The 13,716-nt window shown below is 37.3% G+C and carries 15 protein-coding genes; 1 reads left to right on the top strand and 14 read right to left on the bottom strand.

The window, feature by feature from the left end:
- Positions 1-31: 31 nt before the first annotated feature.
- Positions 32-2,890 carry an aminomethyl-transferring glycine dehydrogenase gene (gcvP, locus tag V0410_RS06750; protein ID WP_330746827.1) on the bottom strand — a complete coding sequence of 953 codons (2,859 nt, stop codon included), beginning with the start codon at positions 2,888-2,890 and terminating at the stop codon, positions 32-34.
- Positions 2,891-3,364: 474 nt separating this feature from the next.
- On the opposite strand from gcvP, the gene V0410_RS06755 reads away from it, so the two are divergent.
- Positions 3,365-3,514 (top strand): hypothetical protein, encoded by a 150-nt coding sequence (locus V0410_RS06755; protein ID WP_164723264.1) that lies wholly within the window; start codon positions 3,365-3,367, stop codon positions 3,512-3,514.
- A gap of 1 nt (position 3,515) precedes the next feature.
- On the opposite strand, the gene V0410_RS06760 is transcribed toward V0410_RS06755, so the two are convergent.
- From V0410_RS06760 to V0410_RS06820, 13 genes are all read right to left on the bottom strand, one after another.
- A complete protein-coding gene (locus tag V0410_RS06760) occupies positions 3,516-4,163 on the bottom strand; it encodes a J domain-containing protein (RefSeq protein WP_330746828.1) in 648 nt (215 codons plus the stop codon).
- A 356-nt stretch (positions 4,164-4,519) separates the two neighbouring features.
- Positions 4,520-5,053 (bottom strand): alpha/beta hydrolase, encoded by a 534-nt coding sequence (locus tag V0410_RS06765; protein ID WP_330746829.1) that lies wholly within the window; start codon positions 5,051-5,053, stop codon positions 4,520-4,522.
- A gap of 253 nt (positions 5,054-5,306) precedes the next feature.
- On the bottom strand, positions 5,307-5,564 hold the full coding sequence (locus tag V0410_RS06770; RefSeq protein WP_330746830.1) for a hypothetical protein: 258 nt from the start codon (positions 5,562-5,564) through the stop codon (positions 5,307-5,309).
- A gap of 92 nt (positions 5,565-5,656) precedes the next feature.
- Positions 5,657-5,989, bottom strand: a complete 333-nt coding sequence (locus tag V0410_RS06775; protein ID WP_047433535.1) for a hypothetical protein — start codon at positions 5,987-5,989, stop codon at positions 5,657-5,659.
- An 11-nt stretch (positions 5,990-6,000) separates the two neighbouring features.
- On the bottom strand, positions 6,001-6,555 hold the full coding sequence (locus V0410_RS06780; RefSeq protein WP_228406519.1) for an RNA polymerase sigma factor: 555 nt from the start codon (positions 6,553-6,555) through the stop codon (positions 6,001-6,003).
- Between the two features lie 755 nt (positions 6,556-7,310).
- Complete coding sequence (locus V0410_RS06785; RefSeq protein ID WP_330746831.1) at positions 7,311-9,314, bottom strand: S9 family peptidase; 2,004 nt, start codon at positions 9,312-9,314, stop codon at positions 7,311-7,313.
- A 171-nt stretch (positions 9,315-9,485) separates the two neighbouring features.
- Positions 9,486-9,944, bottom strand: coding sequence for a DoxX family protein (locus tag V0410_RS06790; RefSeq protein WP_330746832.1), 459 nt, complete (start codon positions 9,942-9,944; stop codon positions 9,486-9,488).
- A 94-nt stretch (positions 9,945-10,038) separates the two neighbouring features.
- Positions 10,039-10,497 (bottom strand): SRPBCC family protein, encoded by a 459-nt coding sequence (locus V0410_RS06795; RefSeq protein WP_137906015.1) that lies wholly within the window; start codon positions 10,495-10,497, stop codon positions 10,039-10,041.
- A gap of 85 nt (positions 10,498-10,582) precedes the next feature.
- Complete coding sequence (locus V0410_RS06800) at positions 10,583-11,011, bottom strand: SRPBCC domain-containing protein (protein ID WP_330746833.1); 429 nt, start codon at positions 11,009-11,011, stop codon at positions 10,583-10,585.
- 129 nt (positions 11,012-11,140) lie between these two features.
- Entirely contained in the window at positions 11,141-11,974 is an 834-nt protein-coding gene (locus V0410_RS06805) for an SDR family oxidoreductase (RefSeq protein WP_330746834.1), read from the bottom strand.
- Positions 11,975-12,021: 47 nt separating this feature from the next.
- Positions 12,022-12,888 carry a VOC family protein gene (locus V0410_RS06810; protein WP_330746835.1) on the bottom strand — a complete coding sequence of 289 codons (867 nt, stop codon included), beginning with the start codon at positions 12,886-12,888 and terminating at the stop codon, positions 12,022-12,024.
- Between the two features lie 135 nt (positions 12,889-13,023).
- Positions 13,024-13,263, bottom strand: coding sequence for a hypothetical protein (locus tag V0410_RS06815; protein ID WP_330746836.1), 240 nt, complete (start codon positions 13,261-13,263; stop codon positions 13,024-13,026).
- Positions 13,264-13,299: 36 nt separating this feature from the next.
- Positions 13,300-13,713: an SRPBCC family protein gene (locus V0410_RS06820; RefSeq protein ID WP_110010389.1), complete on the bottom strand. Its 414-nt coding sequence runs from the start codon at positions 13,711-13,713 to the stop codon at positions 13,300-13,302.
- Between the last annotated feature and the right edge of the window lie 3 nt (positions 13,714-13,716).

A 13,716-nucleotide genomic window follows, 5' to 3' on the forward strand; every position in this document is an offset into this window, starting at 1 on the left:
AAAGGGATTTTTTATCGTTAAAAAACTGAGATTACATATAAGCTTCAATCGGCTCACAAGTACATACCAGGTTTCTGTCTCCGTAAGCTTCATCTACTCTTGATACAGAAGCGAAGAATTTGTGGTCTCTTACCCACTCTAACGGATAAGCTGCCTTTTCTCTGCTGTATGGTTTATCCCATGAATCTGAGATTACCAGCTGTTCTGTATGAGGAGCATTTTTCAATACGTTGTTTGTTGCATCTGCTTCACCGTTTGCAATTTCATCGATTTCTTTTTTAATAGAGATCAACGCTTCAGCAAAACGATCAATTTCAGCCTTGCTTTCAGATTCTGTAGGCTCAATCATTAGTGTACCTGCAACCGGGAAAGAAACGGTAGGAGCATGGAAACCATAATCCATCAATCTCTTCGCCACATCAGCTACTTCAATTCCTAAAGACTTGAACTGACGGAAATCTACGATACATTCGTGAGCTACTCTTCCGTTTTCGTTTGAATATAAGATTGGGAAATGCTCTGCTAAAATTTCTTTCAGGTAGTTAGCATTCATGATGGCATGTCCTGTAGCCTTTTTAAGACCTTCAGTTCCTAACATTTTGATATAAGCATAAGAAATGTTAAGGATCAATCCTGAGCCGTAAGGTGCTGCAGAAATACCGTCAATTGCTTCTTTAGAACCAATTCTGATATTTGCATTGGAAGGAAGGAAAGGTACTAAGTGTTTAGCAACACAGATCGGACCTACTCCAGGACCTCCGCCTCCGTGAGGAATTGCGAAAGTTTTGTGAAGGTTAAGGTGGCAAACGTCAGCTCCGATATTTCCAGGACTTGTAAATCCTACCTGAGCATTCATGTTCGCACCATCCATATATACCTGTCCTCCGTGCTCATGGATAAGGTTGGTAATTTCTTTAATGTTGGCATCAAAGAATCCATAAGTAGAAGGATAAGTGATCATTACAGCAGATAAGTTAGCTGAATGAAGTTCTGTTTTAGCTTTAAGATCTTCGAAGTCGATCTCCCCGTTTTCAAGGTTTTTCACGACTACGATTTTCATTCCTGCCATAGCAGCAGAAGCCGGGTTGGTACCGTGTGCAGACTGAGGGATCAATACTACATTTCTGTGGTGGTCACCTCTTGAGATATGATATTGTCTGATCACCATTAATCCTGCGTATTCTCCCTGAGCTCCGGAGTTTGGCTGAAGAGAAGTTCCTGCAAAACCTGTAATTTCTGCTAAATCTTTCTCCAGTTCACGGATCATTTCCTGATATCCTTCAGCCTGGTTCACAGGTACGAATGGATGAACTGCTCCCCAGTTTTCCCATGAAAGCGGTAACATTTGAGTCGCTGCGTTCAGTTTCATAGTACAAGATCCTAAAGAAATCATTGAGTGGGTCAATGATAAGTCTTTTCTCTCAAGACGCTTGATATAACGCATCAATTCTGTTTCCGTGTGGTATTTGTTGAATACAGATTCTGTAAGAATTTCGTCTTTTCTTAAGTTTTCTTCCGGAATGCTGTATCCTTCTTTGATTTCTAATTTGAAAGTCTGCTTGTCTTTAAACTGAGCGAAAGAAGCCATCAGATAGTTTAATTTGTCTAATGTTGTACTTTCGTTGATTGCAATGCTTACTACTCCTTCTGTGAAATAGTTTAAGTTTAATCTGTGATCAAGCATCAGTCTTACTAACTTTGCTTTCTCTTCTTCAGGCATCGTGATTTTCACAGTATCGAAGATTGGCTCTTCCACTACCTGATACCCTAGTGCTTTAAGACCTCCTTTTAAAGCATTGGCTTTAAAGTGAATCTGATCAGCGATATAGTTTAATCCTTTCGGACCGTGATATACAGCATACATACCTGCCATTACAGCCAAAAGAACCTGGGCTGTACAGATGTTTGAAGTAGCTTTCTCTCTTTTAATGTGCTGCTCTCTGGTCTGTAATGCCATTCTTAAAGCACGTCTTCCGTACATATCCTGAGAAACCCCGATAATTCTTCCCGGAATATCTCTTTTATAATCTTCTCTACAAGCGAAGAAAGCTGCGTGAGGTCCTCCGTATCCTAATGGAATACCAAATCTCTGCGTAGTTCCTACGGCACAGTCAGCACCCATTTCTGCCGGAGACTTTAGTTTAACCAAAGCCATCGGGTCACAAGCCACTGCTACCTGAAAATCAAGTTTTTTATATTCTACGATATCTTCAGTATAGTCTAAAACGATTCCGTTTTTACCAGGATATTGTAATAGAACGCCATAATAAGAACCATCAAACTGGTGTGTTTTATGATCTCCTACTACAATCTCAATTTCTAACCCTTCAGCTTTTGTTTTTAATACAGAAACGGTTTGAGGAAGAACAAGATCAGAAATGAAGAACTTATTAGCTCCTGCTTTTTTCTGGTCTTTAGATCTGTTGTTGAAGAACATATGCATTGCTTCAGCAGCAGCCGTAGATTCATCCAATAAAGATGCGTTTGCCAGTGCAAAACCAGTAAGATCACATACGACAGTCTGGAAATTAAGAAGAGCTTCAAGTCTTCCCTGTGCAATTTCTGCCTGATATGGAGTATACGCTGTATACCAGCTAGGGTTTTCAAAAATATTTCTCTGGATTGCTGAAGGCAAAAGGGTATTGTGGTATCCGAATCCGATATAACTTGTATAATCAGTATTTTTAGATGCCAATTCTTTTGAGTGGTTCAACATTTCGTATTCAGAAAGTGGTTCCGAGATCTCAAGATCTTTCTCTAAACGGATAGAAGAAGGGATGGTTTGAGAAATTAACTCTTCAATACTAGAAACGCCAAGTTTCTCCAACATCGCCTGTTTATCGGCTTCATTAAGGGAAATGTGACGGCTCACAAACTGTTCTGTATTCATTTTTATTTATTAGATTTTGTTTGTAAAAAGATGGGTAAAATTACAATTTTTTGAATGATTTCACAAGAGTACCAGAGAGGTGATAATTCACACATCTATTTGTGACTTTTCTCACAATTTGCATTTCGTAAATTATGATAAGGTTAACATTAATTTCATCAAAAATAACCATTATTCTATACATAATACACAAGGAAAACCATCAATTTATATATAATTAAGTTCTTTGTTTATTATTAAATTAGTGTATATCATCAATAAATTTCACATTTATTATTGAATCTATTAAACGATTTTTTTTAAAAATATAATGTATTTAACATCTATTTTTTATACTTATACTGAAAGTGTCTGCCGTTCAAATTTAATTCCACTAAAACTCTTTAAAGTAATTTGCTACTGCTATTCATCAGGTTGTAAGAATTTTATGAAATTTTATTAATTATATTTATTCTAAATTAATATATTTGCAGCATGAATATGATTGTCCCATTTAAAGTTCCGCCATTGGCACCTTACTCATTCAATAACGAAGAGATGTTCTGTGAAAAGAAATCCTGTTGTAAAAAATTCAAAAAAGGGAAAAGATGTAAAAAATGCCCGGGAAGAAAGAAAATGGCATAAACTAGCTGAAATTTTTGATCAGCATATAGATCGCAATTGCCAGAATAATAATTCCCCAGATCAGCATCATAATCTTAGGCTGACCTGATTTGTTAATTCTTGTACTGGGCTGCTGCTTAAACATTTCTTCCACCGAGTTTTTGAACTTTTCAGAATCATTTTCAAAAACTTCTGTGATGGTGATTCCCTGAACAACCGTTTTGTGCAAAAGAGAATTCGTTGCATGAAGCAGAAGCTGGAATTTTCCGTCCTTAAATTCTGTGATCTTGAAGATCCTCTCTCCATACGGCTTTTCCAATCCAAAAGGCAATACCTTTACTACATCAGCATTGCTCGTCTGCCAGTTGATGATAATCTCCTCTCCTTTTTTCGCATGAATTTTATTCGCTGTAAAAGTTTTGATGACTGGCGGAATATTATACCTGAAACTTCGCTGATGATTTTCCAGATTCTGATCATAAGTACGTCTGAGTGCGCGATCACTTAAGGTCTCATAGGCCTCCTGAATCTCACGGAAACGGTCTGCAAAAAAGTCGTCATTGTCATTTTTATCGGGATGATATTTTAAAGACAGTTTACGATAGGCTTTTTTGACGTCTTCTTCCGAAGCATCCTGTGATATACCGAGAAAATAGTAGTAATCTTTCATTGAGCAATACAAAAATAAGGATTTATTTTTCTTTGCGTTTGATGTTTACGGTAATTTTTTGTTGAAAATATGGATCAAAAAGTCATTGCGAACTGCAGGTGAAGCCATCTCAATATAGCTCGGAATTTATTGGTTGGAAAAACGCAAGGGCGCAAAGTTTTTTATAGCTGCCAGCATATTTTTAAGGCGCAATGATTTTATCTCCGATAAAATTTCAACGGCGAGTTTGTCATTCCGAGCAAAGCAAGGAATCTCAGCTTCATATTAAAGATATTTCCCGCAGATCTCGCAGATTACGCAGATCATTTCGTAGTAACTTCAATCATAAGAACAGAATGGTCATAGACCGACCGTAATTATTTACTGGAAACCCATTTCTTAGTGGGAGCAATCCACTCATCGAGTGCTTTGAAAAGAAAGCCATGGTTCAGTCCCGTATTAAGTTCTATTTCTTTAAAATCTTTTAGGTGAGATCTGACGAACCGCTGTTCATACGACATTGGCACATGTCCGTCATCTGATCTCTCCGTAATGGAAAGAATCCTTCCATACAATCTGAAATTTTTATCTTTTTCCAAAGAATCATCTTTGAAACTAGCTCCGATGAAGACAAACTTCAATTGCGGATTCTTTTCATAATAAGAGACATATTGTGCAATATAACCTCCCTGAGAAGTTCCTACCACTGTTATTCTTCCGGCTGGAATTCCTTTTTTCAGGAGACTATCAATCTGTTTCTTTACCTTTTCAGCATACACAGATGGATCTGTACCCGCTTTTCTTTTCTCAGAAATAACAACCGTATTTTGATCTCTCAGCTTGTTGAGTATTGTCTCATATTCTGCAACACCATATTGGGGATGCTTTTCTTCAAAAGAATGGTCTTCCAAAAATTTATTGTGTAAAAAGAAAACATATTGCTTTTGTAGTGACTTTTGACCAAACAATACGATCGAAAAAAATGAAAATATGACAATCGAAATATTTCTAAACCTCATCATAACCGGAAATAGCTTTTAATTAGAAAGAAACAAATATAGTGTTAAAAAGTCTTTACTGGGACTATTTTATATAAAAATTCCGGCTCGGGAAGCTTCGCTTCCCGAGCCGGAATGTAACAATTTCAATTTAGTCCTGTATGGATTATGCTTCACACATATGATCCTTCTTGCAGCATCTTGAACGGAATTCTTTTTTGAATTTTCCTTTCAGTTCCTGATAGTCTTCCTCATTCATTTCTCTGATCTTATCTGCCAGTCCGAAAGGTGACTTTTCTTTGATTCCGTACTCATCAAAAATACCTTTGATAAATCTTCTTCTTTGTATTGCTTTTTTAGCGATTAAGGCTACACCTGCAACGGCTAATGCTCCAAGAGCCCCTTTTAATGCTGAATTTTTCATTTTTTCAAAATTTTAAATTTTACTACTTCTTGTTTTTTATAGAGACGAATGAATGCTGATTTTTACTTTACTACTTCTTTAAAAATTTCAGATTATTCGTTATTTCTGTTGAAGAATCCACCGGAGCATTTATTTCTCCAGACTTCTTTAAATTTCTCTCTTTCCTCAGGAGATAAACCTGCCATTTTTTCTCTCATCTTTCTTTCCTTGAAATCTCTCACTCCTTTACCAAAGTGGAAACCTCCGAAAAGAATTTTGCTTAAGATCAGTATTCCCATGGCCTGCCAGAAAGTAATTGTTTTTGCTCCTAAAATCTCCGGAAGAAGGCAGTTCCAAAGCATCATGACAATCCATGTAACGGCAGCTAAAATCAATGGCGGGCACAGCAATAAAAAAATCCAACCCTTTTTGTGTTTATGATTCATAATTTCTTTTTCTAACTTTTTAAATCTTCGTATAATTTTCTCAATCTGTTTCTTAAGTGCTTCACAGCATAGTTTTTTCTGCTGATGATGGTTTTGATGTTTTCTCCCTGTTCATCGGCGATCTCCTGGAGGGTTTTGTCGTTCAGTTCATTTTCTACGTAGACCAGCCTTTGTTTTTCGGGAAGTTCATCAAGTGCTTCAAACAGTTTTTTCCAGATCTCATCCTGAAACATCTTCACTTCAGGACCGGCACTTTCATCCATCAAAAGGATATCCTTGATAGAAAAACTGCCGTCTTCATCTTCATATACGAAATCTTCAAGATTTTCTGTTTTCTTTTTCCGGTAACGGTCTGTGATCTTATTCGCCGTCACCCTGTACAGCCAGCCCCCAACGTTTACGATCTCAGAAAGATTCGTAAGGCTACTGAACTGATACCACACTTCCTGCAGAATATCTTCCGCATCCTCCGTGTTTTTCACTTTCGGACGAATATAAGACATCAGCTTCCCTCCGTAGTTGGAAACGGTCTGTGAGATGATGCTTTCTTTCTCCTTCTGTGGCATTGTTATTTTTTCGACAACCTCCATACTGATATGACGGCTAGCCTTTTGGTTTTACTTTAATAAATTTAAAATATTTTTCTTACAATTCAATTTTTCTTTTATCCATCGTGTTTTTATCTCATAAATTTTCAGCAACTTACGCATAAATTATTTTTTCAGAAGCTTTTTCCCGCTATCCGCTCATACTCCTCACGCCCCACTATCCCACACCCTTGCCTCCGACTCTCCCACTTATGTTCCGGGGTAACCGCTGCTATCGGGGCTAAGTTGATGAGTGATAATTGGTAATTGATGAATGATAAGATTGCACAGTAATGTTACTTTCTTGTTGGAAAACGCAAAGACGCAAAAGGTTTAACAACGATATGTTTTAAGGCGCAAAGATTTTATCTCCGATAAAATTGTACGGCTTTAAAAATGAAGCAGATATTTCAAAGAAATATTTGTCATTCCGGGCGAAGCGAGGAATCCAAGCTCCGTATTAATAATAACGCATCTTATTAATTATGCATATACCGATGAAAAACTGTTTAACTACCCTTGATTTGCAAAATAATCAATGATTATCGTTTGCTGAAAATCATTGATTTTCTTGCGCCTTAAAAACAATATAAAGAATAAAAAGCTTAGCGTCTTTGCGATTATCCAACCTATTAAAGCCTAATGAGATTGCCTAGCTTTACTCGCAATGACATTCACCATAAAAAAAAACGGAAGACCTAAGTCCTCCGTTCAAATGCTATTTAATTAATAGTTTATTTATTAAAATTTTCTGCAAAGAATCCTAACATCGATTTATAAAGCTCAATTCTGTTCGGCTCTTTCCCAAATCCGTGTCCTTCATCGTACTTTACCAGATAAGGAACTTCAAATCCTTTGGCACGCATTGCTTTTACAATCTGATCAGATTCATTAATGTTAACCCTTGGGTCATTAGCTCCCTGTACTACGAATAAAGGTTTCTTAATCTTATCAATCTGAAACACAGGAGATACTTCTTTAGCAATTTTAGCTTCCTCAGGATTATCAAGATCGTACCAGATCTGTTTTACCATTTCTTTGTATGGTTTCCAGTATTCCGGGAAAGAATCAAAGAAAGTAAAGATGTTGGATACCCCTACATAATCCACTCCACAAGCATATAAATCAGGAGTTTTGATCAATCCCATCAATGTTGCATATCCACCGTGGCTTCCTCCGTAAATAGCAACCTTATCTTTATCTACCCATCCTTGTTCAATGGCATATTTTACACCATCTTCCACATCATCCATCGCTTTTCTTCCGATCTGCTTATAACCCGCTTTCTGGAATGATTTTCCGTATCCGCCGGAGATTCTGAAGTTCACCTGAAGGGTTGCATAACCTCTGCTGGCAAACAGCTGTGTTTCCGGATTAAATCCCCAACTATCCCTGATTCCCTGAGGGCCGCCGTGAGGATTTACAATCAAAGGAACTTTTTTACCTTCCAATGCTGCTTTAGGCAGGGTAATATATCCATGGATTGTCAACCCGTCCCTGCTTTTAAATTCAATAGGTCTCATTTCAGCCATGTCTTCTTCCTTCAGCTGTGGCATCAGGTTGTACAGAAGTTTGGTCTGCTTGGTTTTGGTGTCGTATTCATAATAGGTTCCATACAGCTTATCACTTCCTACAACAACCAGAAGTTTATCATTATTATCATCAGAAGAAGCAATTCCAAATTCCTTGTCTCCAAACTGAGATTTTAACTTATCATGTATTTCCTTATAGAATTTACTCACCGGAACCGTTTCTCCCTTGGTTCCTTCATAGCTGATATAATCAAGCTCATAGTTCCTGTTTTTACCCGCTGTGCTTATTGAGCTTACATCATATACAGGATTGGAATAAACCTCTTTAATCACTGCATTCTTCTTCAGATCATACAGGACGATTCTCGCTTTATCGCTATCCAGATTGGTTACTACATACGCTTCATCTTTATTTTTAGAATTTTCATTAAACTCTATAATACTGAAGGTATCAGACCAGTCTGCAGATTTAATCAGATTGAATTTCCCGGTCTGCAGATCTTTATAATAGGTTTTGGTGGTTAATCCGTTTTCAAGGACGCTATAACCTCTAAGATTTCCGTCTTTATCAAAAAGATAATCGTCGATAGGGCTGTTGACATCTTTATTTTCGTACAGCTGGGTCATTTCCCCGGTAATGAAATTGATTTTAAAAGGCTCAAAAATCTGCTTGTTGTTTTTATTCATGGTAACCACAACAAAATCAGTATCTTTTAGAGGAATAATACCCTGCACTTTTACTCCGTCAAAAGGTGTCAGATCCTTTTGATTCCCTCCGTCTGTATCGGTAGCATACAGGTGGATATTTTCATTTCCGCCCCTATCTTGTGTATAGAAAAGGCGTTTTTTGTTCAGCCAGCCATAGTTTCTTATCAGATCATCTTTTTCTACAATAGCTTTGGTAATTTTTCCGGTGCTAAGATCTTTTACATAAACATGATTTTTTTTCTCCTGATCTTTTTCTTTATAGGAAAGATATTTCCCGTCCGGAGAGATTTTAAATGCTGAGGCTTTTGGTCTTGCAAAGTAATCTTCAACTTTATATGTAAAGTTTCCTTTATCGTAAGAAATAAGCTTTTCAAGATTAGCCTTGGAAGATGGCAAAGTAGGATCTCCCGGCAGTTTGGCAGTAGAACTCTGTGCGTTGGTCATAATGGTGGATAGTACAATAAGGGCTGTACCGAAAATGTTGTGATTTAGATTCATAACTTCTGTTTTAAAGGTTAAAGTTATATAGGCATTTCATTTTTAGATTAATAAAAACTTATGCTTTTCTACAATAAGACTCTTTACACCTATAAAATGTTACATTTTCATCTCATTTAATTAAAAAAATCCCGATTATATAAAAAAGACAGCCTTTACAGACTGTCTTTTTTAATGTAAATAAATTCCGAAATACCAGGTCCAGACGATCAGAATAATCTGCATGGGAATCCTTTGAGTATAAAGATATTTCATTCCCGGCCCTGTGTAATCGGCTTTAAAAATATTAATCTTTTTTCTGGAAGAATTGATATTGGCTATAAAAACCAATACATAGAAAATAATGAGTAAAATTGCTGTTATCTCACGGATGGCCGGAATCATAAGCCCGATTCCTGCCGCAATCTCCAGAACTCCTGTACAATATACCCAAAACATTCGGGCAGGAATAAAATCAGGGATCATCATCGCCATTCCTTTTTGAAATTTAAAATGGGAAAAACCTGTAAATAGGATGAAAACAGCCATTCCCAGGTTTCCTGAAAATATAAAATCCGGCTTTCCCTGAAACAAAAAAGTCCCCAGCAAAGCCAGAATAAAAGTTGCGAAAAGTATTACAAGTAATTTCATTTTTAAGCAGTAGGTTTTAGGCGGCAGGTAGCAGTATTCAGGATAAGATACCAACTCTAAACATTAAACATTAAACATTAAACGTTGAATTTCTTTACACTGAACCAAGGCTCACTCCTTCCGCAAGACTTTTGACAACCATCAATCCTTTTGTGAAGCCTGTATTCATATGATCCTGCCACTGTTTTTCTACCTGAACTTCGGCATGAAGTTTTGTTTTTCCGTCAAAGTCTATCAGAAAATACTTCTCAAAGCTCCCGTTCCACTCCATGACTTCTTTGCTTTGGGTATCTTCATGCCCCTCTTTATCTACCATTCCCAGATGTTTGAACACAATATGATTGGGCTCGTCCATGCTGTCTATGGTTGAAACCATTCCTTCTCCCTGTGCATTCAGGAAATAGGTTTTCCCTCCTACTTTCCAGTCGGATTTCATAACAGACCCTGCTCCGAAATACTTAGTCCATTCACTATATGTTTCAGGATTCCATAGGATGTCCCACACTTTCTGCATAGGCGCATCAATTACTGTTTCGTATGATAAGGTTTCCATTTTTTATTTTTTTAGGGTGGTCATTGCGAGCAAAGCGAAGCAATCTCAGAGCTCGCAGATTTTTCTTTAATTCTAACTCAATTATTTACAGCTGATTTTCTGAAAGATGTTTAACGAGTGACATCGCCTTTGGAAACTTCTCTTCAAAAAATTCTTTAAATTCTGGCGGTGTCTGAATTTCTGTTTTCAGTAAAGTGCCTTCTTCATTCTCCTCAAGAAAGTAAGCCTCTGTAGCTTCTCCCCAGTCCTGAGGAACTTCAATGCCTTCATAAATTTCTCCAAGGTGCAAAAATTTTATTTCCTCGTTGGGAATCATTTTTTCCACCCTGCTGTACATTCCGTTGTTTTTCGGATCAAGAAATTTGACAATATTATTTTCTTCAAGCGTTCCTTCATAAAAAGAACCTTCTGTAAATGCTGTTGTCCATTGTCTGTAGGTAATATCACCCCAAAGGACACTCCATACTTTTTCGGGTTCGGCATTGATTTCTATTTCATATGATAATTTTTCCATATATTTTTTAAAGGATTAGGTGGTGGATATTAGGTTGCAGGTGACTGTGTTCGTGGTTGAGTTTGAGAGTCAGAGAGTAAGAGTGCTATTTTGTGACCGCTTCTAACTTCTAGCCTCTAGCTTCTCATTCTATCCTCCGACAAAATCACCACCATTGATATGAATAATTTCTCCTGTAATATAGCTTGCATCCTTTGAGGCAAGAAAAACATAAGCTGGTGCTACTTCAGAAGGTTGTCCCGCACGTTTCAGCGGAGTGTCTTTTCCAAAGGTGGAAAGATCATCAAAAGCTTCTTTCACCAATGGCGTCCATATAGGTCCTGGCGCAATTCCGTTTACCAGGATTTCTTTTTCTGCAAGATTATCGGCCAGAGACCGGATAAAGGACAAAACAGCACCTTTTGTTGCCGCATAATCTAATAAGTGATCACTTCCGCGGTACGCTGTAACAGAGGTTGTACAAATAATCCGTCCTCCTTTGTGTATCATCGGAAGAAAATTTCTGGTGAACGAAATCATGGAAATGATATTGGTATCAAACGTTTCCTGAATCTGTTCATCAGAAATTTTTTCGAGACTGCTTTTTGAGGTATGAATTCCTGCATTATTAACAAGAATATCAATATTCTTCCATTCTGTTTTAACCTTGTCTGCGCATTTGGTTCTGAAAGTTTTCCGCGTCAGGTCACCTTTGATCAGAAGACAATTCTGTCCTTCTTTCTCAACCAGCTTCTGGGTTTCTCTGGCATCATCGTCACTTTCTTTATAGATAATGGCGACATCTGCTCCTTCCCGCGCAAAATGAACGGCCACCGCCTGTCCTATGCCGCTGTCTCCTCCGGAAATAACCGCTTTTTTACCCTGCAGCTTCCGGCTTCCCTGATAATCGTTCCGGATAATTTCCGGAAACACCCCTTCTTTAGGGACTTTTGACTTAGAGTCTGATTTGTTCTGTGTTTTCATATGCAAATCTTTTTTCTAAATCACATCAAACAATACGCCGAAAATATTTAAGAATTATAAGCATCTTCCAGATCCTGAATAATAATTTTCTGCATTTTCATCATCGCCTGAACAACTTTATAGGCTTTTTCCTGGTTAGAATCATTCATCAGCTGGATGAGTCTTTTAGGAACAATCTGCCAGCTCAGTCCGTATTTATCTTTCAGCCAGCCACACATACTTTCTCTGCCGCCATCGGCTGTAAAGGCATTCCAATATCTGTCCGTTTGCTCCTGGTCATCAGTCATCACAACTAAAGATATTCCTTCATTAAAGTCAAACGGGTGATCATAGGAATTATCCATACAGAATACGCTGTAATTATCGATTGTAAAATGAGCATGCTGAACATTTTCTGCCGGTTCCGGAATGTCATGTCCTTCGCTCCCTGCTCCGTAGGTCAATATATTTCCTATGCTTGAATTGGGAAAAGTTTTCGTGTAAAGTTCCATTGCTTCTTTGGCTTTGCCGTTGTTCGCATGGATAAACATCAAAGTAGGAATTATTTTCTGATCACTTGCTTTTTCTCCCAGAAACAACTGCCATGTTACACCGTATTTATCCTGAACCCATCCGTATTTCGGGCTCCATGAGTAAGATCCCAGTTCCATCAAAGCTATTCCGCCATCCAGCAGATGATCCCAGTATTTTTGAACCTCATCTTCTGTTTCACAGATGACCATGAAAGAGATGGAAGCATTTTTTTTGAATTGAGGACCTCCATTCAGAAGCATGATTCTTTGTCCAAACAAATCAATATTCATAACAACAGGAGTATCTGCTGTGATTTCGCCTCCGAAAACCTTACAATAAAATTCTGCAGACTGCTTGGCGTCTCCATCATACCAGAGACATGGGAAAATATCGTTATTCATAATTTTAATTTTTAACAGTGGTACTATATTTTTTATTCTCTGTACAACAGCAAAAAAAGTTTTATGTCTTTGCATTTAAACAATATACTTTCGTTTTTAACGCAATGACACTACAAAATTTTCCTGTTGTATATATTATGCTTCTTTAAAGCAGACCTGATTTTCTTTCATGTAATTCTTCAGTTTCATCATCGCATTTTTACCGAAACCATGAAGCTGCATGATTTCTTTTTCGGAATAATCTGAAAGTTTTTCCAAAGAATTTATTTTTTCTTTTTCTAAGGCTCTTCTTGCCGGTATTGCAATAACTCCGTGAAGGAATTCTTCTTCAGAGTCGTAATTAAAAGAATAAATAGAGTTTAAACTCTTTGACATGATAACTAAATTGATCATGGCTACAAAAAAATATTGTTAATGATTCTCAACATATTTGTGGAAGTTGTTGAGAATAGCATACCAGCCATCCCGCTGCATTTCCACAGAATTTTGTTTTTCCGGATCGAAAATTTCAATCACTTTTGTTGTGTTCTCATCTATTTTATCGAAAACAACTTCCACTTTTCGTCCGTCCTCCAGGTGATACTTAATGATCTCATGAGGAATTATTTCATCATATACGCCTTCAAAATCAAATCCGAAGCTTTTATCTTTTGCTTCCATTCTGTTTTTGAATTTGCCTCCTACGACAAGGTTATTTTCAGAACTAGGACAGTGCCAGGTTTCGTGGGCGAAATTCCATTTCGTAATATGTTTGGGTTCATTGAAATAATTCCAAACCTTCTCCACCGGTGCTAAAATTGTGATGTCTATTTTAATTGGATCCATAGT

Source organism: Chryseobacterium sp. CP-77 (assembly GCF_036362765.1).
Lineage (GTDB): Bacteria > Bacteroidota > Bacteroidia > Flavobacteriales > Weeksellaceae > Chryseobacterium > Chryseobacterium cupriresistens.

Bases quoted from the DNA above. Each gene is read 5' to 3' on its own strand.
- V0410_RS06820 (WP_110010389.1), bottom strand. From the start codon at position 13,713: ATGGATCCAATTAAAATAGACATCACAATTTTAGCACCGGTGGAGAAG.
- V0410_RS06795 (WP_137906015.1), bottom strand. From the start codon at position 10,497: ATGGAAACCTTATCATACGAAACAGTAATTGATGCGCCTATGCAGAAA.
- V0410_RS06810 (WP_330746835.1), bottom strand. From the start codon at position 12,888: ATGAATAACGATATTTTCCCATGTCTCTGGTATGATGGAGACGCCAAG.
- V0410_RS06770 (WP_330746830.1), bottom strand. From the start codon at position 5,564: ATGAAAAATTCAGCATTAAAAGGGGCTCTTGGAGCATTAGCCGTTGCA.
- V0410_RS06775 (WP_047433535.1), bottom strand. From the start codon at position 5,989: ATGAATCATAAACACAAAAAGGGTTGGATTTTTTTATTGCTGTGCCCG.
- V0410_RS06755 (WP_164723264.1), top strand. From the start codon at position 3,365: ATGAATATGATTGTCCCATTTAAAGTTCCGCCATTGGCACCTTACTCA.
- gcvP (WP_330746827.1), bottom strand. From the start codon at position 2,890: ATGAATACAGAACAGTTTGTGAGCCGTCACATTTCCCTTAATGAAGCC.
- V0410_RS06780 (WP_228406519.1), bottom strand. From the start codon at position 6,555: ATGCCACAGAAGGAGAAAGAAAGCATCATCTCACAGACCGTTTCCAAC.
- V0410_RS06790 (WP_330746832.1), bottom strand. From the start codon at position 9,944: ATGAAATTACTTGTAATACTTTTCGCAACTTTTATTCTGGCTTTGCTG.
- V0410_RS06800 (WP_330746833.1), bottom strand. From the start codon at position 11,011: ATGGAAAAATTATCATATGAAATAGAAATCAATGCCGAACCCGAAAAA.
- V0410_RS06805 (WP_330746834.1), bottom strand. From the start codon at position 11,974: ATGAAAACACAGAACAAATCAGACTCTAAGTCAAAAGTCCCTAAAGAA.
- V0410_RS06760 (WP_330746828.1), bottom strand. From the start codon at position 4,163: ATGAAAGATTACTACTATTTTCTCGGTATATCACAGGATGCTTCGGAA.
- V0410_RS06785 (WP_330746831.1), bottom strand. From the start codon at position 9,314: ATGAATCTAAATCACAACATTTTCGGTACAGCCCTTATTGTACTATCC.
- V0410_RS06815 (WP_330746836.1), bottom strand. From the start codon at position 13,263: ATGTCAAAGAGTTTAAACTCTATTTATTCTTTTAATTACGACTCTGAA.